We start from the raw sequence: 20,582 nt of genomic DNA on the forward strand, positions 1-20,582 counted from the left end.
CGCACCAGCGTCACCCGCTACCTCCGGGCCGGTATTGACTACCCCCCCTGCTCCGGCGGCAGTAGCCCCAACCCCTTCCGGGGGCATCACGGCACCCGATTTGCCTCCCATGACGCGTACGGACCGGGGACCGAAAAATATCATCCTGATGATCGGAGACGGGATGGGCATCAGCCAGATCAGCGCCGGCATGTACAGCAATAGTAACCACCTCAATCTGGAGCGCTTCCCGGTGATCGGCCTGCACAAGAGTTACAGTGGGGATAATTTAATCACGGATTCGGCCGCTGGGGCTACCGCCTTTAGCGCCGGAGTGAAGACGTACAATGGTGCGATCGGAGTGGATATGGACACGGTCCCCGTTCCTACGATCCTGGAAATGGCCGAGGCTGCCGGAATGCCTACCGGCCTGGTCGCTACCTCATCGATCGTCCACGCCACGCCGGCCGCCTTTTACGCTCACGCCAAGTACCGGAAGAACTTCGAGGAAATTGCCGCGGACCTGGCGCATACCGATATCGACCTCTTCATCGGGGGAGGGGTGCAGTACTTCGAGCGTCGGGAGATGGACTCGCTCAACCTCAGCGATGAGCTACGGCGGGGCGGTAGCACGGTCGCTTCCTTCGTAGATACCGATGTCAGGGACCTCAAAGTGGACAAATCTAAACGGCTAGCCTACTATACGGCCGACGGAGAGCCACTACCCTACAGCCAGGGGCGCCAGTACCTGGTGGCAGCGAGCAGGCTTGCGGTGGAGTACCTGCACGCGCGGGACACCCTGGATACCGGCTTTTTTCTTATGGTCGAGGGATCCCAGATCGACTGGGGTGGTCACGCCAATGACAGCGAGTACATCATCTCCGAGATGCTAGAGTTTGATGTAGCCATTGGCGAAGTGCTCAACTTTGCTCAGCGCAATGGAGAGACCCTGGTGATCGTGACGGCTGACCATGAAACCGGTGGGTATGCCATCCAGAACGGCTCGGCCATGGGACGAATCGAAGGGGCATTCACCTCCGATTACCATACAGCTGACCTGATCCCGGTATTCGCCTACGGCCCCGGGGCGGAGCGCTTTGCCGGGATCTACGAGAATACGGCCATCTTCGATAAGATGAGGCTACTCTATGGCTTCCAGTAGACGGTAGCGACCTAATTTTGACGTAACAATAACTAGCCCAGCTGTAACTACTGGGCCGTAGTAACGTTAGAACGGGTAGGCATAAGCGGAAAGAGCTACGGAGGAATCCGTATATTCGGCCCCGCCTACGGCGCTGATACCCACGGTTTGATCTTTTTAAACAATAGAGTGTGCAAGTAATCCAAAATGGAGTCGATGACATCCACCAGTCGCTCAAGAACTGGAAAACGATCATCTCCCAGTACCAACAAGCCAATACGTGGCGGGCGGTAGGTCAGCTTTTCAGCAGTTTCGGCCCCTTTCTGGCCCTGTGGATCGCGATGTACTTCAGTGTCGACTATTCCATCTGGCTGACCCTTGCCCTGGGTATGGTGAATGCCTTCTTCCTGGTCCGCATCTTCATCATCCAGCACGATTGCGGCCACTACTCCTTCCTGCGTAAGCGTAGGATGAACGATGCCGTAGGCTTCGTCTGCTCCTTCTTCAGCTCCATTCCCTACACTTACTGGGCACGGGTGCACAGCTTTCACCACGGCCACACCGGGCAGCTTGAGCACCGCGACATTGGGGATATAGATTTCCTCACTGTCGGCGAGTTTCGGGAACTGAGTGCCTGGGGCCGGTTCAAGTACCGGGTATTCCGTAACCCCGTCGTCCTCTTCGTCATCCTTCCCGTACTCTACCTCGGTATCGTGCTGCGGATGCCGCGGATCAACTTTCCCGGTTGGTCCCCCATCATTCGTAAACAGTACATCAACAACCTGCTGATCCTGGCCGCTTACATCGGTCTTGGTTTCTTAGTAGGGTGGAAAGCCTTCCTGATCATCCAGGGCAGCATCATCTTCTTTTTTGGCATCATCGCCTTCTGGTTCTTCTACGTACAGCATCAGCACGACCATACCTACATGCAGTGGTCCAAGAACTGGGATTACCTGACGGCAGCCATCAAGGGGGCCACCTTCTATAAGCTGCCCCGGGTGGTGCACTTTCTGACCGGCAACATCGGCTACCACCATATTCACCACCTCAGCAGCCGTATCCCGAACTACAACCTACGTCGCTGTGCCAAGGAGAACCCCGTGCTGCAGCGCCACGTGACCAAGATCACCTTTCTACAGAGCCTGCCCCTGATGTTTAATAAACTCTGGGACGAGGAGAAGCAGCGCATGATCTCCTTCCGTGAGTTTTACCGCAACGAGGGTAAGTTGGCTGCCTAACCCTCCTTCACCGCCAGCTCCACACTCTCCGCCCGCCGGGCCGGCAGGATGGAGGCGATCAGACCGATCACCAGCACCGTTACCGTCACTACCAGAAAATCAAGCGGCCGGAAGGCCAGGGGATACGCTTCCGCCAGCGTGTTCGGTAGCCCCACGATACCATAGTGCGTCTGTAATAGGTATACGACCGTGGCCAGGATGAAGCCGGCAAGTAGCCCCAGTAGGCAAATCAGCAGGCCCACCCGGAGAAATACGTTACGGATGTCTGCACTTGCCATGCCCAGACTACGCAGAATGACGATGTCCTTGCGCTTTTCCAGTACGATCATCCAGAGCGCGCCAATGAGGTTGAAGCTGATGAGGATCATCATCAGGCATACGATGGAGTAGGCTACGTACTTCTCTACGCGCATCAACTTTAAAATGCTGTTTTCCTGTTCGAAGCGGTTACGGACGGTAAACTCATCCCCCAGCACTTCCTTCAGCCTACGGTAAGTAGCCGGGGTAGTAAAGCCAGGGGCAAGCCGTAGCTCCAGTCCAGAGACGACACCCTCCTCTACCCCCATGATCTCACGGGCGAGGTCCAATTTAATGAGCACGGCCTGGTTTTCGAAGGCCTCCTGGCTACGTACGATGCCTACGGGTAGTACCTCCCGCACCTGGTAGGGTAGGCGGCCGGAGGCTAGGATGGTACCGCCCCCCCGCGTACGTGGCCGCGGCACGTAGATCGATAGGGCATTGAACTGATTGTAGGGATCGATGAGTAGCTCCTGCGCCAGGTTCTTACCGACGATGGCCCCCAGGGCGCTCACCTGGGGATAATCCAGGTCGTACTTCCCCTCCTCGATCATGGTGTCGATGCCGTTGATCGAGGGGTAGTTGTGATCTACCCCCTTGAGTGGACCGAAGGCCTGGTGACCGGCGTACTGGAAGCGGGCCGTCTCCTCTAGCGTCTCCGAGATGATCTGCACCCCCTCCACGCCCCGGAGCCGCTGCAGCAGGTCGTCATCCGCCGTAAAGGTCTTCCCCTCCACGGCGGTGATACGTACATCCGGATTCAGGTTATTGAACAGGCCCACGAAGATGTCCTCGAAGCCGTTGAATACGCTCAGCGCGATGATCAACGCCGCCGCCCCGATGGCCACTCCGAAGGCGGCCACGAAGGTGATGATGTTAATCGCATTGGTCGACTTATGCGCAAAGAGGTAGCGCCAGGCCATCCGCTGGGGAAGGTTCATGCGCGCAAAGGTAAGGCCCCCCTACTTCAGGCGATCAAGCAGATTGTTGAGGTGTTCGATCTCCCCCTCACTGAGCCGCTCGCTAATCTGTCCGTCGAGGAGCTTTCTGTCCCGATTAATTTCCCCCAGCAAGCGCTGCCCGGCCGCAGTGATACGAGCGCGGTTGCTACGACGGTCTTGGTCGGAAGGAAATTTATCGATGAGCCGCTTTTTCTCCAAGCGGTCCACCAGGCGGCTAGCGTCCGACATCTTATCGGCAAGCATATCGCGGATTTCCTGAATGGATAGCGACTCCGGAGTCCGCTCGTTCAGGATGCGTAGAATACTATACTGCTTGGGGGTGATGCCGTGGGGCTGTAGGTACTGGCGCATGCTATTGTTCACCCAGCTACAGCTATGTAACAGATTGAACCGAAGGTCCCTATACGGATCGTCCGACACCAGGCGGCCATCGTCGCGGTTCACGTTCTTCATCTCTGGTGGGGGCTTTTTGTAGGCGTTCATGCGGGGCTGGTCTCAAACACCCGCCAAAGATAACAAATGCACCAGTAGATTCTCATATTTCAGCAAATTGTTTGAGACTTTCTGTGTCTTGGGATAGTAACAGTGCAACAGGCATGGGCTAAAACCGTTGCGAACTTTCCCTCCTTGTCCCCGCTTTAACGCAGCTTTAAGCTTCCCGGCACGTCCGATTCTACGGGCGTTGCGTTAACCAGGCACACTGATCTACCGATTTTTATGAAAGCTATTCATTCGCTTTTGGCGCTGCTGTTCCTTTTCGGTTACGTTGCACCCGCGGCCGCGCAATCTACCCAGTACACCGCTGCCGCCGATAGTGATCCGGAGGCTAAGCAGTTGCTGGAGTCGATCCGTAAAAAGTACGACGGCTACACCACGCTGACGGCTGATTTTCGGCTGGAACTGGCCTTCCCCGGTGAGCCCGTAGAAATCCAGCAGGGTTCCCTGAGCCGCCGCGGCGACCTCGTGCATTTCAAACTCGGCAACCAGGAGGGCATCATCAATGACGAGGCGGCCTACTTCATCCTCCACGGCAGCAAGGAGGTGCAGATCAATGACCTGCCCGAGCCCGGGGAGGCGACCGGTATGCTCACGCCGCAGACCCTGTTCAGCTTCTACGAGGGCAACCAGTACGTGCTGGCGCTCCAGGGCACCGAGCAGACCGATGGTCGCACCCTCCAGGTGGTGGAGATGAAGCCCCTGGATCGTGACGCCAGCGATTTCACCAAGCTGCGGCTGCTAGTCGATCAAAAAAGCCAGGAGATCGTGAGTGTCAAGGCCTTCAGTCGCGACGGCAGCACCTATACCTTTTACCTCGACGATACTCAGGGCAACGCCGCACTGGCTGCCGATACCTTCACCTTCCAGCAGGCCAACTTTCCCGGCTACCATGTAGAGGACCTGCGCTTTTAAGCGGGCGGGGCCGCAGGTGCAAGGCTGATGTAACCAGGCCGGTCCTACTTGCGTTGTGCTACCATGGATCGACCCACAGTAGTGATTGCCGGGGCCACCGGCTTCCTCGGGCGGTGGTTCATCGAGCGGTATCACCGGCAGTACCGCATCATTGCCCTGAGCCGGAGCGCCATGCAACCCGAACCGGGATATGAGCTGGCCGAGTGGCGGCAGGTGGAGCTCTATTCTATCACGAGTACAGAGGAGGGCATCCGGGGAGCGGATTACGCCCTCTACCTGGTGCACTCGATGTCGCCGAGCACCCGGCTTACGCAGGGCAGCTTCGAGGATACCGACCTGCTGCTGGCCGATAATTTCGCCCGGGCGGCGGCCAATCAGGGGGTGAAGCAAATTCTCTTCGTGGGGGGTATCCTGCCGGACGATGAGCCCACGGAGGCGCTCAGCCGTCACCTGCGCAGTCGCCATGAGGTGGAGCTGACCCTGGCCTCCACGGGCGTACCCGTCACCACCCTACGGGCCGGGATCATCGTAGGGGCGGACGGCTCCAGTTTCCAGATGATCGAGCGGCTGGTGCGGCGGCTGCCGGTGCTGATCTGCCCGGCCTGGTGTCAAACGACCACTCATCCCATCAGTCTCGACGACACGCTACGCATTCTCGCCTACTGTCTGGGGCGGGAAGAGGTGTACGGGCAAACGATCGACATTGGCGGTTCGGAGACCACGACCTATATGAAGATGCTGCGGAGCGTGGCAAATCTCCTGGGCAAGCGGCGCATCATCCGGCCGGTACGCATCTTTAGTCCCGGGCTGTCGACCTTCTGGGTAAGTAAATTCACCCAGACCTCCGGCGATCTGGTACGGCCCCTGGTGCAGAGCCTGCGCCACCGTATGATAGCCGCGGACAGTGCGGTACTACGCGCCTTTCCCGACCGGGACAATTTCGAGGCGGCCGCCCAGCGCGCGCTGACCTCCACCGAGCGGCTGACGCCTCTGCCGCGGCGGGTACCTACCGGAGACCATGAGCGAAATACGGTGCGTAGCGTACAGCGGCTGCCCAATCCGCGGCACCACACGGCCACCTACGTAGCGCGGCTGTACCAGCGCTGGCTGCCGATCTTTTTTCGGGCGTTGATCGGGGTGAAATCCCAGGGAGATAATTCCACCTTTCGGTTCGTAGGGGTACCGCTGTTACGGCTGATGTTCATCCCCAGTCGGAGCGATGACCACCGGCAGCTATTTTACATCGTGGGGGGGCTACTGGCGAAGCGTAAAAACAAGGGGTGGCTGGAGTTTCGTAACGTACTAGGGGACGACTTCACGATCTCGGCCATCCACGAGTTCGTGCCCTCCCTGCCGTGGTACATTTACGTGGTCACCCAGGCGCAGGCCCATACCTGGGTGATGAAGCGGTTCGGGAAGTATCTCTCCGATCAGGATGCGTACTAGAACCCCAGCCCATGCGGACCGTTGTGCCAACTATGGAAACACAGCAACTGAACAATGGACTGAAGATGCCGAGTCTGGGCCTGGGCGTTTGGCAGAGTGACAATGGAGAGGAAACGATCAATGCCATCCACTGGGCCCTCGAGGCCGGTTACCGCCACATCGACACCGCCCGAATCTATAAGAATGAGGAGGCCGTAGGTAAGGCACTGGCGACGGCCTCCTCCGTGCCCCGCGACCGGGTGTGGCTCACGACCAAAATCTGGAACGACGACATTCGCCAGGGGCGTACTACGGCCGCGCTCGAGGAAAGCCTTGGCCGATTGAAGACGGATTATGTAGACCTCCTTCTACTACACTGGCCGGTCGACGGAAGTACCAGGGCCTGGCAGGAGCTGGAGCGGGCCCTCAGCGCGGGAAAGGTGCGCAGCATTGGGCTGAGCAATTTCATGGCCGATGACCTGGAGGAAATTCTACAGGCCGGCGACGTAGTACCGGCGGTGAACCAAATCGAGTACCACCCGTATCTGGTGCAGTCCGAGGCGATTGCGGTCTGCGATGAGCACGACATCGTCATTACGGCCTGGAGCCCGCTAATGCAGGGCAAGTTTTTGGAGGAGCCCACCTTTGCCGAGATTGGTGAGGAATACGGCAAGACGGCCGCCCAGGTGGTACTGCGCTGGTGCCTACAAAACGACGTGATCGCGATCCCAAAGAGTGTGCACAAAAAGCGCATCGTCGAGAATGGCGAACTGTTTGATTTCGAGCTTTCGGAGGAGGACATGCAGCGCATCGACCAGCTGGAACGGGGACACCGCTTTGGTCCCGACCCCCATAACTTTGACTTTTAGCATAGCGTGGTGCGCTTTTGCTGATAAACCAGAAAAATTCCGAACATCACAAGGTGCGGGAGATTTGTCCGTTTAACAAGCAACCAGACACCACCAGTTGACCAAATCACACTATTCCGTCCTCCGTTCTGCCTTGATCGGTGGGTTACTCTCTACTGCGGTCATCTTTATGGGGACCTACTTGCTAGGTAGCGTTTCGGATGCCGAGGCCATCGATAACCTACAGGAGATTCGCCCCACCTTGCGATTTACGGCCAGCGGCACGCTTACGGCTACGGCGACTATTCTAGCACTGATGCTGACGTTACTGTCCTTCAGCGAGAATGCCGACCGTAAACTGAGGGGGTATCACTACGATCGCATCTGGTGGATTGCGCGCTTCTCGGCGGCTATTTTCATTGCCGCCCTTCTCCTGCTGATGGTGCTCAATGTACCCATCAACAATGCCGAGGAGACCTTTGCGGGACAGTACCACCTAGTCTACTATGGTCTGCTGGCCTATGCCGCCCTGATCGGGGGGTTCATGATCACGATCATCCTACTCCTTTATCAGGCGGCGCGTGACATCATCGTCATCGCCCACCCCGACCGCACGGCTTCCGGCCTGTACGTGGATGAGAATAACGAAGAGGACGTCCTTACCAAACGCGAACGGGAGCGGATGCGTCCGGTCGAGGATGAGAAGGAATAGGCCCACGCCACCGCAGCCCCTAAGCCAGTATTTTTCCGTTATTTGCCGCAGCGATCCCCCGTACATGCCGGGGCCCAGCGTTCATGACCGCATTGTACCAAACTACCTGACCCTGAATGGAAGCCCTCAAACAAAAATTTGCTGCCAAGGCCCTTGCCCTCTACCAAGAACTACGCACGATCAGCAGGGAGCACGGAGACCTAAAGGTCGACGAGGTGAAGCTCGCGCAGGTACTCGGCGGCGCCCGTAGCATTAAGATGATGCTCTGGGAGACCAGCCAGCTCGACGCCAGTAAGGGCATCCGCTTTCGGGGGTATTCCATCCCCGAAATCCGCGAGCTACTGCCCCGCGGCCCCCAGGGAGAACCCATGCCGGAGGGGCTGTTCTGGCTGATGCTGACCGATGAAATTCCTACCCCCGACGAGGTCAAGCAACTCACCGCCGAATGGCACCGCCGCGCCGACGTGCCCCAGCAGGTGTTTACTACCCTGGACAGTATGCCGGCCGATACCCACCCCATGACGCAGTTCACCATCGGTATCATGGCCATGCAGCGTGAGAGCGTCTTTGCCCGCCGCTACGCCGAGGGGCTCGCCAAGTCAGACTACTGGGACGCGGTCTACGAAGACAGCATGAACCTCATCGCCCGCCTGCCGCGGGTAGCCGCCTACATTTACCGCCGGGCCTTCAAGGATGGGCAGCACATTGAGCCCGATACCAGCCTGGACTATAGCGCCAACTACGCCCACATGCTGGGCAGCGACGATGAGGACTTCCGGAGCCTCATGCGGCTCTACCTCACGATTCACGCCGACCACGAGGGTGGCAACGCCTCGGCCCACACCGTCCACCTGGTAGGCTCCACCCTGAGCGATCCTTACCTAGCTTTTTCCGCCGGGATGAATGCCCTGGCTGGCCCCCTACACGGCCTGGCCAACCAGGAGGTGATCAAGTGGATTTTCGAGATGATCGACGCGCTTGGCACCCAGACACCCACCGAGGAGCAGATTGCCGAGTATGTACAACAGACCCTGGACGAGGGCAAGGTAATTCCGGGTTACGGCCACGCCGTGCTGCGGGAGCCCGACCCCCGCTTTACCGCCCAGCGGCGCTTTGCCGAGCAGTACATCTCGGGTAGCGACCTCATCACGACGGTGTGGAAGATATTCGACGTGGTACCCCCCATTCTACAGAGTCTCGGTAAGGTCAAAAACCCCTGGCCGAACGTCGATGCCCACTCCGGTGCCCTGCTGGTGCACTACGGGTACAGCGAGTTCAGCTACTACACCGTGCTCTTCGGCGTAAGTCGGGCCCTGGGCGTACTGGCGGCCGGCATCTGGAGCCGCGCCCTGGGCATGCCCCTGGAACGACCGAAATCGGTGACCAGCGAGTGGGTCCGCCAGCAAGTCAGTAAGTAATCCAATTTAAGCGTCTAGTCATGAATGTTCCCGCTAACCTCTTTTACACCGAGGAGCACGAATGGGTGCTCTTCGAGGGCAACACCGCCACCATCGGCATCACCGACTTCGCCCAGGAGCAGCTCGACGAGCTGGTCTACGTCGAAGTGGACACGGTAGGGGAGAAGCTCGACCGTAATGAGGTCTTCGGTACCGTCGAGGCGGTCAAGACCACCAGCGATCTCTTCATGCCGGTGGCCGGTAAGGTCATCGAGTTCAATAGTGCGCTCGACGAAAACGACGGGGATAACCCCACCCTGGTCAATGAGGATGCTTACGGCAAGGGGTGGATCGTGAAGGTGGAGCTCGACGACCCCGCGGACCGTGAGGGACTGCTTGACGCGGAGGCCTACGGCAAACTTATTTCGTAAAAAATCAGTGGGGCGACCACCAAAGGCTTCCACCGCTGCATCTTACCGGAAAGGGCGCGGCGTACAACGGTGGCTGAGCCTCGGCTACGCGATCTTTCTGGCGGTGGTCAGTCTGAAGCCCGGACAGCAGATTCCAAAAATTTTCGACTGGAGCGAGCTATTTTCACCGGATAAGTTTGCACATTTTACCGCGTACGCCATTTTTGCAGTATTATTGTCTTTCTCGATCGGAGGTCGATCCGTCCTGATACCCACGGCAACGGCCGTGACCGCCGCGGCGCTTTTTGGAGTCCTCATGGAGGTTCTACAGGGCATCGCCGGCACGGGGAGGTTCTACGATCCGGTCGATATGGTAGCCAACTTGTTGGGTGCCATTTTTGGGGGAGTGATTTACGCACTGCTCCGAGCCCTTCTAAGATAAATCGCCCCTCCGTACCGGCGGGGCCGCAACGCTAACTGTTTTAACCATATGCCATGAATACTAACTTCTCCATTGGGGGGAGTACCCTGGCAATCATCTTGGGTGTGATCCTGCTCTTGTTCATCGGCCTCATCGTACTGATGCGGAACGTGTACAAGTCGCGCACCGAAAAGGGGATTGCCGGCGAATACTCCGCCGCTGCCAAGGACAACAACTCCTACATCGAAAACCGCGCCAAGTACGAGCGGGTGGACGTGTTCGGTCTGAGTTCTACCTTCTTTAACTTTGGACTGGCCCTGGCCGTGGGGATCTCCCTGCTGGCCTTCGCCTGGACGCAGTACTCCGCCGAAATCGTCATTCCCGAGGGTGCCCTCGAGCTCGACGAAGAGATCGAGATGGAGCCGCCCCGGACCGCCGAGCCACCCCCACCCCCACCGCCACCCCCACCCCCGGTGATCGAGGAGGTACCCGAGGAGGAGCTGATCGAAGAAGATCCGCCCGAATTTGAGGACACCTCCATCGACGAGAATACCGTGATGGAAGAGGCTCCACCGGAAGTGAAGGAAGACAAGGCTCCACCTCCTCCCCCCCCGCCGCCGCCACCACCCCCCGCTCCCGAAGTGGAGGAGATCTTTAAGGTCGTAGAGCAAATGCCGCTCTTCCCCGGCTGTGACGATCTGGGTAGCTACGACGAGAAAAAGGCCTGTGCCGATAAGAAGATGCTTGAGTTCATCTACGGTAACATTAAGTACCCCGCCATTGCCCGGGAGAACGGCGTAGAGGGTATGGCCGTAGTCTCCTTCGTGGTCGAGAAAGACGGTACCGTAACCGACGCCAAGGTAGTCCGCAACCCCGGTGCCAAGACCGGTGAGGAGGCCCTCCGCGTGGTCAACCTCATGAACGAGAAAGGTATGAAGTGGAGCCCCGGCAAACAGGGTGGACGCAACGTACGCGTACAGTTTAACCTGCCGGTGAAGTTTAAGCTGGAGTAGGCTTAGCTTTTTCCGATCGAATCAATAAAGCGCCGTTATCCTGAAAGGGGTAGCGGCGCTTTTTTTACCCAACCACCCCTATGCGCATCGCCTACATTCTCTACGACGACCACACGCTGCTCGACTTCGTGGGGTTTTACGACCCCGTGAGTCGGCTCCATTCGCAGGGCTTCCTACCGGACTTAGCGTGGCACCTGTGTGGCACCAAGGCTACCATCCACGATAACTTCCGGCTGCACATCGCCATCGATCGGGTAACGCCCAACCTGGCGGCCTACGACCTCGTCTACGTACCGGGGGGCTTCGGCAGCCGAGTTTTACAGCAGGATGAGGAGTTCCTAACCTGGCTACGTACTGCCGGGGGCGTCCGGCACCTAGTCTCCGTATGTACTGGCAGCCTCCTGCTCGGGGCGGCTGGCCTGCTCACAGGCAAGCGCGCCACCACCCACTTCAACGCGTACGATACGTTAGCCCCCTACGTCGCCGAGGTCGTCCACGAACGCATCGTCACCGATGGCAATTGTATCACCGGCGGGGCGGTCGCGACGTCGCTCGACCTCGGACTTCACGTCTGCGAGCTTCTCGTTGGAAAAGATGCCGCCGCCGCCGTTCGCCATAGTATGAATTACGCGTAAGCCCTTATCTTTGTCTATCTTTGTCCGCCTTACGGGATGTAGCGCAGCCCGGTAGCGCGCGTCGTTCGGGACGACGAGGCCGCTGGTTCGAATCCAGTCATCCCGACTCTATTGCACTGCACCTGCGTCCCCGCCCCGGACGTATGGCTTCAGTGAAAGCTGCATCCACCGGCCTATAGCAAATCGACTACCCCGTCCTGCTTCCTGCCGCATAACCAGCATGATTATCACGATGCGCCGACTTGCTCTTTCCCACTACGTCCTGCTGTCGGTTTTATTTGTCGGCTTTCGTCAACATCAAACGACGTTTACGGGCAATCCCATCCTGCCCCACTACGAGTCTGCTGACCCGCAGATCGCATTTGTCAACAACAGGTATTACCTGTACCCGACTGACAACACGCGTCCCGATCCGGGCTTTAGCGTCTGGTCCTCTGACGACCTCAAGGACTGGCGCAACGAGGGCAACATTTTGAGTCTCTCCACCGTGCCCTTCGCTTCCGGCCGCCCCTGGGCACCGGGTTTTGCCCAGCGCAATGGTCGATACTATTTCTATTTTTCCGCCGACGATCGTATCGGCGTAGCCGTAAGCGATACACCTACCGGGGAATACAAGGAAGTACTGGGCAAGCCCCTTGTTACCTACGAGGCCGACCTATCTACCATCGACCCTATGGCCTTCATTGACGACGATGGGAAGGCTTACCTGTACTGGGGAGCGGTACCGGGCCTGTTCCGCCGCGATAGCGCTGACGTGATCATTAACAGTCTGATGGTGCGCGAGCTCAACGATGATATGGTCACCCCAGAGGGCCCCACCATCTATACAGTGCGTGCGCTCGACGAGCACATCGAAGGGACCTACGTCTTCAAGCGGCACGGGACGTATTACCTGATGTATTCGGCAGGAAATTTCAACGCTCCGGCCGACAGTCCCCACGCCTACCGGGTAGAGTACGCCACGGCCGACTCGCCCCTGGGTCCCTTCAACCGCGCAGCTAACAACCCGGTGCTAGCCTCTAACGTAGGGGACTCCATCGTCGGGCCGGGGCACAACTCCATACTGCACATCCCCGGTACGGATGAATGGTATATTGTCTACCACGCTCACCGGGGGGGGGCCGAGGTGCGGCGGCAGGTATTCATCAACCGGATGGAATTCGATGCGGACGGTCTCATTACACCCATCACGCCCGATCGGCGTGGCGTAGCGATCCGGCCCATACAGCTTGGCCTGACGCTTGACGATCCAGGCCCGCTGCGGGTGGGCGACACCCTGAGCATGCGGGCCACCTGTCAGTGGCCGGCCGACGAATTGCAGGAGATAGTCTTCTACGCCAACGGAGAAAGCATAGCGGTAGTGAGCAAACCGCCTTACGCTTACGCCTGGGCAGATGTGCCAACGGGGTTTCATCGCCTATTCGCCGAGGCTAAGCACCGCTCGGGAGCAACGACTACCTCCTCCGCCTGGAATGTGGATGTCCGTGCCCTACATCCTAAATAAGAGGGGAACCAGCAGGGTGGTAGCTACCCAGAACACTAGACTCAACGGTGCCCCGATGCGCGTAAAGTCCAGGAACTTATAGCGGCCGGCGCTGTACACCATGGCGTTGGTCTGGTAGCCCACGGGCGTCATGAAGCTGGCCGAGGCGGCTACCGCTACGGTGACGAGTAGGGGGAGGGGATCCACGCCGATCTGGTCGGCGCAGGCTAGGGCTACGGGAGCCAGCAGGGCCGCGGTGGCGTTGTTACTCATGACCTCGGTGAGCAGGCCGGTAGCTAGGTACAGTCCGGCCACTAGTGCAAAAGGCCCCCAGGCGAATATCGATCCCGTAAGTAGCTCGGCGATACTAGCATCCAGTCCACTGTTGCTCATTGCGCGGCCCAGGCTAAGGGCACCGGCCAGTAAGAAAACGATCTTCCAGTCAATCGACTCATAAGCCTCCGCCATGGAGATCGTACGACTCACCACCAGGACACAAACCCCGAGCAGGGCCGCGATGCTAATGGGGAGCAGCCCCGCAGTTGCCAGTCCAATGACCACGGCTACCAGCCCGGTAACGAAGTAGAAGCGTCCCCGTCTAAAGTCCGTAATGGCATCCGTAGAAAGGAGAATGAACGGGCTATCCTGCTGCTGCTCGATGCGCTGTAGCTCCTGCAAGTAGTGGCTTTTAACCTCGGCTAGAATTACATCACCCGGAGTGAGGGGCAGCTGGTATAGGTGCTCGTGGAGCGTCTCCTCCCGCTGGCGGATCGCCAGCGGTACGGCCCGGTAACTGCGCCGGAAGTCGACCTCCCGCAGGTTCTTACCCACAAAGTCGGAGTTGGGGGTGACCACCATCTCCACCAGGCTGCTGTTGTCGCGCTCCAGTCCGGTACCCATCAGGCGCAGACTGCCACTGTTATCCACCAGGCGCACCCACTCCTTGAGGTTAAGGATTTTGGTCCGGTCACAGCGCACCTTGAGGGTATCGCCGGCAACGAGCCGAAAGTCACCGGGGGGCAGCACGAAGGTCTCCTGCGCCCGGCGTACCTCGATAATGTCCATATCGAGCTCGCGCACCAGCGGCGAATCCATGATCCTGCGACCGGCCAGGTCGGGGTGATTCAGGATGACGATCTCAGCCAGGTAGTCGTGCAGCGCGAACTTATCAGCCAGGCTATCCTCGCCGTCCCGGTTAGGCAGTAGATCACTACCAAAATAGGTGAGGTACAGTACTCCAAGACCAAGTAATATGAGCCCCAGGGGGGCCAGGGTGAACATGGCAAAGCCCACGTGCCCGTGCGCGATGGCGATGCCGCTGACCAGGATATTCGTCGACGTACCGATGAGGGTACACAGCCCCCCAAAGATGCTGGCGTAGGAGAGCGGGATCAGTAGCTTGGAGGCCTTGATCTTCGCCGTGGCCGCGATGCGGTTTACGACCGGAATGAAAACAGCTACCACCGGCGTGTTATTAATGAACGCCGAACAGAAAGCCACCACCAGTAGGAGCAGCAGCGTGGCCTTGCGCGGCTGCCTCCGAAACCGCCCCGCCATCAGGCCCGCTACCTGCTGTAGCGCTCCAGTTTTGAGCAGCGCTGCCGAGAGCACGAACATGAAGGCCACGGTAAGGGTAGCTTCGTTACTGAAGCCCGCTAGGCCCTCCTGTGGGCTGATCACCCCGGTCACTACCAGGGCCACCACCAGCAGCATGGCCACTACGTCTACGGAGAGCCATTCGGTGACGAATAGCAGCACCGCTCCAGCGGCAATAAGTAGCGTGAGTACGGCGGGGCTCCACATAAACGCCCGCGAAGATAGCCGTTAGAACTGCTGCTCGTAGATGTTGCGCAGATCGGCGTTGGTCTCGGCGGCCTTGATGTTCTCCAGCCCCGTGCCCATCTCCATGATGAGTTTGTTGAGCTCATCGGTGTTGCCGAGCTCCTCCACCCGCGCGCTCAGATCGGTCCGTAGGTCACTGATGGCCTTGGTGGCAGCTAGCCGGCGCCAGGGACTCTGCGACTGATCGAGGGCCATCTCCTGTAGCATCGCCACACCGGTGGTCTGCTGTGCCGTTTCCCCCTTCGCCAGCAGCGATTGATAGGCGGTGTAGAGGGCCACGGCCTCGTAGCCGTCCGCCTTACCCAGTTGCTGCTCGAAGTAGGGAAGCTTTTCCAGGGCACCGGTCTCGCTGTACAGACCGGCCAGCGCCCCGCTGATGCTACTGTTGTCGATCGCTTCCAGCTTCTCGGCAGCCTGGCGAGCAGTCTCCGGATCGGTGGCCACCAGGGCCTCTAGCCCGGCGGCTACTACGGCATAGGGCTCGGCATCCATGGCTTCGGCAGCGATGGCACTTAACTCCTCGTCGCCGGACTGGGTCAGTACGTTGATGGCCGTAGCGCGCACCTCGGAACGCTCGTCGGTACGGGCAATCTGCCGGATCAGGGCAAGTTGCTCGGTCGTGGGCTCCTCGATGCTCTGTAGCGCGATGCCCCGGATGGCGTAGAAGGTATCCTGCAGCGCCTGGGTGAACAGTGCTTCCTTCAGGTCCTCGTTGCCCTCCTGATTGCTCAGCAGGCCGATGGCCTCGTAGCGGTCCAAAAAGGCGGGAGCGTACCGGTACTGTGCTTCTAGTTCCCCGGGCGACTTACTGTAGTCGTACTCGGCCAGCAACTGGTGGGCCGGGTCGAACACTACCACGTCGGGCGTCGTAGCGGAGGGGAAGGTGAAGGTCTGCTCGCGCTCCTCCATCACTACGTGGTGGCGGGTGGCGGTGCCGTTAGTGTATACGTCGATGGCGACCGGGATACGGAAGACGGCCGGCACGTTGTTGTCCGTACGCTGAGTCTGGGTCACGGTGACCGCCACGCTGCCGTCGGCGTAGTCGGTAGTGATACGTAGCTGCGGATGGCCCGCCTGTAGGTACCACTGATCGAAGAACCAGCTCAGGTCCTCCCCGGTCGTATCCTCAAAGGCAATACGCAGCTCGTCCACCTCTACGGCCGATAGCTTATTGCGCTCCAGGTAGTTCTTGAGGCTGGCGAAGAAGGCCTCGTCGCCTACGTAATTGCGCAGCATGTGCAGTACGGCTCCACCCTTATTGTAGCTGTGGGCGTCAAACATCTGCTCCTTGTCGTCGTAGTCATACCAGATAAGCTCGTGGGGCGGGCTGCTCCGTAGCGAGCCCAGATAGCCCTGCCACTCCTCGAGCAGGTGGTAGTCGGCCGCGTCGCGGCCGTGCTTCTTTTCCATCCAGAGGTACTCGCTATAGTTGGCGAAACCCTCATTCAGCGTCAGGTTCGACCAGCTCTCACAGGTCACGTAGTCGCCGAACCAATGGTGGAACATCTCGTGGGCCACGATCTTCTCGTTCAGGTCAACGTCGATCAGGTCGCGCGCCGTGCCGTGCATGAACTCCCCAAAGATCACGGCCGTGGTATTTTCCATCGCACCGCTCACGTAATCCCGCACCGCCACCTGGCTAAACTTCGGCCAGGGATACTGCACCCCCGTTAGCTCGCTGAAGAAGGTCAGCATCTCGCGGGTGTAGGGATAGATCGCCTTGGCGTAGGGAGCGTACTCCTCCTCCACGTAATAGTTCACGGGAATACCGTTCCAGTCCTCGTCCTCCACTACCTCGAATTCGCCCACCACCAGGGCAAACAGGTAGGGGGCGTGCGGCAGGTCCATCTTCCAGTAGTCGGTGCGCATACTGTCCTCTACGGAGGTAGAGCTCACTAGTGTACCGTTGGAAAGCGTTTTGTAGCGGTCGTTCACCGTCACGTAGATCTCCTCCGTGCACCGCTCGTTGGGCTTATCGATGGTGGGAAACCAGCGGCTGTTATTTTCCGTCTCGCCCTGTGTCCAGATCTGCCGTGGCTTGTCGCCCTCTTCCCCCCGGGGATTAATGAAGAACAGCCCCTTATCGCTTGTGATGGCCCCACCGGCTGTGCCACCTTCGTGGGGAATTGCCGTATAGTCCAAGACCACGGTAAAGTCCTCCCCACGTGCGTAGGTCTGGTCCAGCTCGATCGTCACCTTCTGCTCTTCCTGGTCGTAACTATACTTCAGCTCCTTGCCGGCGGTATTGGTTATTGAGTTGAAATTCAGGCCTTTTGCATCCAGCACCACACTCCGCACGGGACTGAACACGGGCCGTAGCCGCAGCGTCGCCTTGCCGATCACCATCTCCTCGGCCCAGTCGAAGCGCAGCTCCAGTTTAGTGTGCAGTAGGTCACTCACCCGATTGAAGGCTAGCGCCCTAGGTGCCCGTGTGGTAGGAAGGGAATCAGGGGCCGCAACAATATCCTCCTCCTCAATTACCCCATTTGCTTCCGGGGTCACGGTCATCGTATCCAGGTCGCGGGTTTCGGTCTCGGCCACGTCCGGGCTCGGTGGCGGCGGCGGCGGGCTTGCGGCGGGCTTGGTAGTAGTACAGCTCAGGGCCAGCAGCAGGCTCGCCAGCATGCTTACGTAGGGAAAGGTGCGCATCAAGGTGCTTGGTTTAAGCAACTAGGACGTTTGGGGGGGGGCAGTTGTTGACGGAGTGGGTTGGTGAGTTGGTGAGTTGTTGCGGGGCCGTCGTTGTAGGCAAAGCAGGCCTTGTAGGCTTGGCAGGAGGGCTGCGTCATTTGGGGTATGCGTAAATAGGGGTAGGGGCCCCTATTTTGAGCTAGCTGTAAGCCAGGTGCAACACAAAACGAGCGAAGCGAGCATTCACAACAACGCAACAACGCAACAACGCAATCCTATGAACCACTACATCCTCTTCTACGAGACGGTGGACGGCTACGTAGAAAAACGGCAGCCCTACCGTGATACCCACCTCACCCTAGCCCGCAAGGCCTCCGAGGCCGGCGAACTGGTGCTAGCCGGTGCCTACGAGCCGGCGGACGGCGCCGCACTGGTCTTCAAGGGCAAATCGGAGGAGGTGGCCGAAGCCTTCGCCCGCGAGGACCCCTACGTGAAGAACGGACTGGTGACGCGGTGGTGGGTGCGGAAGTGGAACGTGGTGGTGGAGTAGACGCCTTCGGCTGGTTAGACTGCTTTCAGCAGGTAGACCGCTGTGCGGGTAGACCCCCTCGGGGGTAGAAGGGCGGCGAGTTCGCTCTGGGAGGTTTTCTTTGCACCTGCCCCCGATAGCTATTGGGGCGCCACCCAGCGACGCCTATCACGACGGCCTTAACCCCTTTGCTCCTTAACTCCTTTACTCCTTGACTATCATACCAGCTATAGACCTCATCGACGGAAAGTGCGTACGTCTCACCCAGGGCGACTACGACCGCAAGACCGTGTACAACGAAGACCCCCTGGCCGTGGCGCGGGAGTTCGAGGCGGCGGGGCTGGAGCGGCTGCACGTGGTGGACCTGGACGGCGCGCGGGGCGGTGGCATCGTGAACCACCGGGTGCTGGAGCGGATCGCGGGAGGCACGAAATTGAAGATCGACTGGGGGGGAGGGATGAAAAGCGACGAAGACCTGCGCGTAGCCTTCGAGGCGGGGGCCCATCAGGTGACGGGGGGCACGATCGCGGTGAAGCAACCGGAGGTATTCCTGGGCTGGCTGGAGCGGTACGGGCCGGAGCGGATCATTCTGGGGACGGACGTGCGGGGCGAAAGGATCGCGGTGAGCGGCTGGGAGGAGGCCAGCGACCGGGAGCTATTTGAGTTTCTGGCGGAGTACGTGGAGCGGGGGGTGCGGTATACGATTTGTACGGACGTAAGCAAGGACGGGCTGCTACAGGGTACGGCGCGGGAGCTTTACGCGCGCATACGGCGGGAGCAGCCGGAGGTAAAATTGATTGCTAGTGGGGGCGTAGCCACTACAGACGACCTGGATGCGCTGGCGGCGCTGGATTGCTACGGAGTAATCGTGGGGAAGGCTATTTATGAGGGGCGGATTGGGCTGGAGGAGCTGGCGGGGTACTGATACATAGGAGCTTACCTTTGCCCGCCATGTCCCTCACCCTGCGCTACCCAGGCGGCCCCCTCACCGGTCACCTTACCCTCACCGGCTCCAAATCCATCGCCAATCGGGCCCTGCTGATCCGGGCCCTGACGCCGGGGGGCTTTGCGATTGAGGGGCTAGCCGCGGCCGACGATACGGTGCGCCTACAGCGACTGCTGAATAGTAAGGAGGAGGTACTTGACTGCGGTCCGGCCGGTACCACCTACCGCTTCCTAACCGGCTACCTCTGCCGGCGGCGGGGTACGCAGCTGCTCACCGGTAGCGAGCGGATGAAGGAGCGCCCCATCGGCATCCTGGTGGATGCCCTGCGTAGGCTGGGGGCCAACATTGAATACGCCGAAAAGGAGGGCTACCCGCCACTACGCATCGGCTACAGTGCCCTGGACCGCGACGACCGGGTGAGCATTGCCGCCGATACCAGTAGCCAGTACATCTCGAGCCTGCTGATGCTGGCACCCACCCTGCCCACCGGCCTCAAGCTGACCCTGGAGGGTCATATCGTGAGCCTGCCCTACATCAAGATGACGCTGGCCCTGATGGGCTACTTCGGGGTGAAGCACCACTGGGAGGGGCAGACTATCGTGGTGGACCCACAGTACTACCAGGCGCGCGATTTCACGGTGGAAGCCGACTGGTCGGCAGCCAGCTATTACTACAGCCTGGCGGCGGTGAGCGAGGAGACCGACCTGCGCATCGACGGACTGTTTGAGGAGAGTCTCCAGGGGGATGCCGTGGTGCGGCGGCTGTACGAGGAGTTCGGGGTCATGACCTTCTTTACCGATACGGGCGTGCGGATCACAAAGGCCGCTGGAACCGCCCCACCCGCCCTCTTCGAACACAACTTCGTGGAGTGCCCGGACGTGGCCCAGACCCTGATGGCCACCTGTGCCGCCCTGGGAGTGCAGGGGCTGTACTCCGGTCTACAGACGCTATTCATCAAGGAGACCGACCGGGTAAAGGCGATGAAAACCGAACTAGGTAAGGTGGGGGTATCCCTCTACAAAATCCCCGCACGGATGGCCGGCAAGACCGGCATTCAGTACTTCGCCCAGGAGGGCCGGGTCGATTACGCCGCCGGTACGCCCACCTTTGCCACCTACCACGATCACCGTATGGCGATGGCGCTAGCCCCACTGGCTCTACAGCATCCCATCGCGCTGGAGGACCCCGACGTGGTCAAAAAGAGTTACCCGGACTTCTACCGTGACCTAGAGCGACTCGGACTGGAAATAAACCGGGACTGAG

19 protein-coding genes and 1 tRNA gene are annotated in these 20,582 nt (G+C 59.5%); 16 read left to right on the forward strand and 4 right to left on the reverse strand.

The genetic code is table 11. The annotated features are described in order from the left end of the window. Window positions 1–109 precede the first annotated feature (109 nt). Window positions 110–1,141: an alkaline phosphatase gene (locus ACOOHD_RS16295; protein ID WP_420458941.1), complete on the forward strand. Its 1,032-nt coding sequence runs from the start codon at window positions 110–112 to the stop codon at window positions 1,139–1,141. A gap of 170 nt (window positions 1,142–1,311) precedes the next feature. After that, a complete protein-coding gene (locus tag ACOOHD_RS16300) occupies window positions 1,312–2,358 on the forward strand; it encodes a fatty acid desaturase (protein WP_420458942.1) in 1,047 nt (348 codons plus the stop codon). Here ACOOHD_RS16300 and ACOOHD_RS16305 read toward each other — a convergent pair. Both ACOOHD_RS16305 and ACOOHD_RS16310 read right to left on the reverse strand, forming a co-directional pair. After that, a complete protein-coding gene (locus ACOOHD_RS16305; RefSeq protein WP_420458943.1) occupies window positions 2,355–3,596 on the reverse strand; it encodes an ABC transporter permease in 1,242 nt (413 codons plus the stop codon). The two genes, ACOOHD_RS16300 and ACOOHD_RS16305, sit on opposite strands and share 4 nt — an antisense overlap. A gap of 21 nt (window positions 3,597–3,617) precedes the next feature. Beyond that, window positions 3,618–4,100 (reverse strand): MarR family winged helix-turn-helix transcriptional regulator, encoded by a 483-nt coding sequence (locus ACOOHD_RS16310; protein WP_420458944.1) that lies wholly within the window; start codon window positions 4,098–4,100, stop codon window positions 3,618–3,620. Between the two features lie 234 nt (window positions 4,101–4,334). On the opposite strand from ACOOHD_RS16310, the gene ACOOHD_RS16315 reads away from it, so the two are divergent. The 11 genes from ACOOHD_RS16315 (at window position 4,335) to ACOOHD_RS16365 (ending at window position 13,392) form a co-directional block, all read left to right on the forward strand. Then, the gene (locus tag ACOOHD_RS16315; protein WP_420458945.1) at window positions 4,335–5,027 is read left to right on the forward strand and encodes a LolA family protein; all 693 of its coding nucleotides are present in this window, start codon (window positions 4,335–4,337) and stop codon (window positions 5,025–5,027) included. 63 nt (window positions 5,028–5,090) lie between these two features. Further along, entirely contained in the window at window positions 5,091–6,473 is a 1,383-nt protein-coding gene (locus ACOOHD_RS16320) for an NAD(P)H-binding protein (protein ID WP_420458946.1), read from the forward strand. 32 nt (window positions 6,474–6,505) lie between these two features. Next, a complete protein-coding gene (locus ACOOHD_RS16325; RefSeq protein WP_420458947.1) occupies window positions 6,506–7,321 on the forward strand; it encodes an aldo/keto reductase in 816 nt (271 codons plus the stop codon). A gap of 169 nt (window positions 7,322–7,490) precedes the next feature. After that, the gene (locus ACOOHD_RS16330) at window positions 7,491–8,012 is read left to right on the forward strand and encodes a hypothetical protein (protein WP_420458948.1); all 522 of its coding nucleotides are present in this window, start codon (window positions 7,491–7,493) and stop codon (window positions 8,010–8,012) included. Between the two features lie 116 nt (window positions 8,013–8,128). After that, entirely contained in the window at window positions 8,129–9,430 is a 1,302-nt protein-coding gene (locus ACOOHD_RS16335; protein WP_420458949.1) for a citrate (Si)-synthase, read from the forward strand. Between the two features lie 20 nt (window positions 9,431–9,450). Further along, window positions 9,451–9,840: a glycine cleavage system protein GcvH gene (gcvH, locus tag ACOOHD_RS16340; protein WP_420458950.1), complete on the forward strand. Its 390-nt coding sequence runs from the start codon at window positions 9,451–9,453 to the stop codon at window positions 9,838–9,840. A gap of 103 nt (window positions 9,841–9,943) precedes the next feature. Then, window positions 9,944–10,261 (forward strand): VanZ family protein, encoded by a 318-nt coding sequence (locus ACOOHD_RS16345; protein WP_420458951.1) that lies wholly within the window; start codon window positions 9,944–9,946, stop codon window positions 10,259–10,261. A 53-nt stretch (window positions 10,262–10,314) separates the two neighbouring features. Next, window positions 10,315–11,253 (forward strand): energy transducer TonB, encoded by a 939-nt coding sequence (locus ACOOHD_RS16350; protein ID WP_420458952.1) that lies wholly within the window; start codon window positions 10,315–10,317, stop codon window positions 11,251–11,253. An 80-nt stretch (window positions 11,254–11,333) separates the two neighbouring features. Further along, window positions 11,334–11,888 carry a DJ-1/PfpI family protein gene (locus tag ACOOHD_RS16355; RefSeq protein ID WP_420458953.1) on the forward strand — a complete coding sequence of 185 codons (555 nt, stop codon included), beginning with the start codon at window positions 11,334–11,336 and terminating at the stop codon, window positions 11,886–11,888. Window positions 11,889–11,920: 32 nt separating this feature from the next. Further along, window positions 11,921–11,994 (forward strand) — tRNA-Pro (locus tag ACOOHD_RS16360). 126 nt (window positions 11,995–12,120) lie between these two features. After that, window positions 12,121–13,392 (forward strand): family 43 glycosylhydrolase, encoded by a 1,272-nt coding sequence (locus ACOOHD_RS16365; protein ID WP_420458954.1) that lies wholly within the window; start codon window positions 12,121–12,123, stop codon window positions 13,390–13,392. On the opposite strand, the gene ACOOHD_RS16370 is transcribed toward ACOOHD_RS16365, so the two are convergent. Together ACOOHD_RS16370 and ACOOHD_RS16375 are read right to left on the reverse strand one after the other, a co-directional pair. Further along, a complete protein-coding gene (locus tag ACOOHD_RS16370; protein ID WP_420458955.1) occupies window positions 13,378–15,174 on the reverse strand; it encodes an SLC13 family permease in 1,797 nt (598 codons plus the stop codon). The two genes, ACOOHD_RS16365 and ACOOHD_RS16370, sit on opposite strands and share 15 nt — an antisense overlap. Window positions 15,175–15,195: 21 nt before the next feature. Further along, window positions 15,196–17,862 carry a M1 family metallopeptidase gene (locus ACOOHD_RS16375; protein WP_420458956.1) on the reverse strand — a complete coding sequence of 889 codons (2,667 nt, stop codon included), beginning with the start codon at window positions 17,860–17,862 and terminating at the stop codon, window positions 15,196–15,198. A 259-nt stretch (window positions 17,863–18,121) separates the two neighbouring features. On the opposite strand from ACOOHD_RS16375, the gene ACOOHD_RS16380 reads away from it, so the two are divergent. From ACOOHD_RS16380 to ACOOHD_RS16390, 3 genes are all read left to right on the forward strand, one after another. Continuing rightward, window positions 18,122–18,394, forward strand: coding sequence for a YciI-like protein (locus ACOOHD_RS16380; RefSeq protein ID WP_420458957.1), 273 nt, complete (start codon window positions 18,122–18,124; stop codon window positions 18,392–18,394). Window positions 18,395–18,584: 190 nt separating this feature from the next. Further along, window positions 18,585–19,298 (forward strand): 1-(5-phosphoribosyl)-5-[(5-phosphoribosylamino)methylideneamino]imidazole-4-carboxamide isomerase, encoded by a 714-nt coding sequence (gene hisA / locus ACOOHD_RS16385; RefSeq protein ID WP_420458958.1) that lies wholly within the window; start codon window positions 18,585–18,587, stop codon window positions 19,296–19,298. Between the two features lie 26 nt (window positions 19,299–19,324). Further along, entirely contained in the window at window positions 19,325–20,581 is a 1,257-nt protein-coding gene (locus ACOOHD_RS16390) for a 3-phosphoshikimate 1-carboxyvinyltransferase (RefSeq protein ID WP_420458959.1), read from the forward strand. The last annotated feature ends 1 nt before the right edge of the window (window position 20,582 follow it).

The sequence above is a fragment of the Neolewinella sp. genome, assembly GCF_965214665.1.
GTDB lineage: Bacteria > Bacteroidota > Bacteroidia > Chitinophagales > Saprospiraceae > Neolewinella.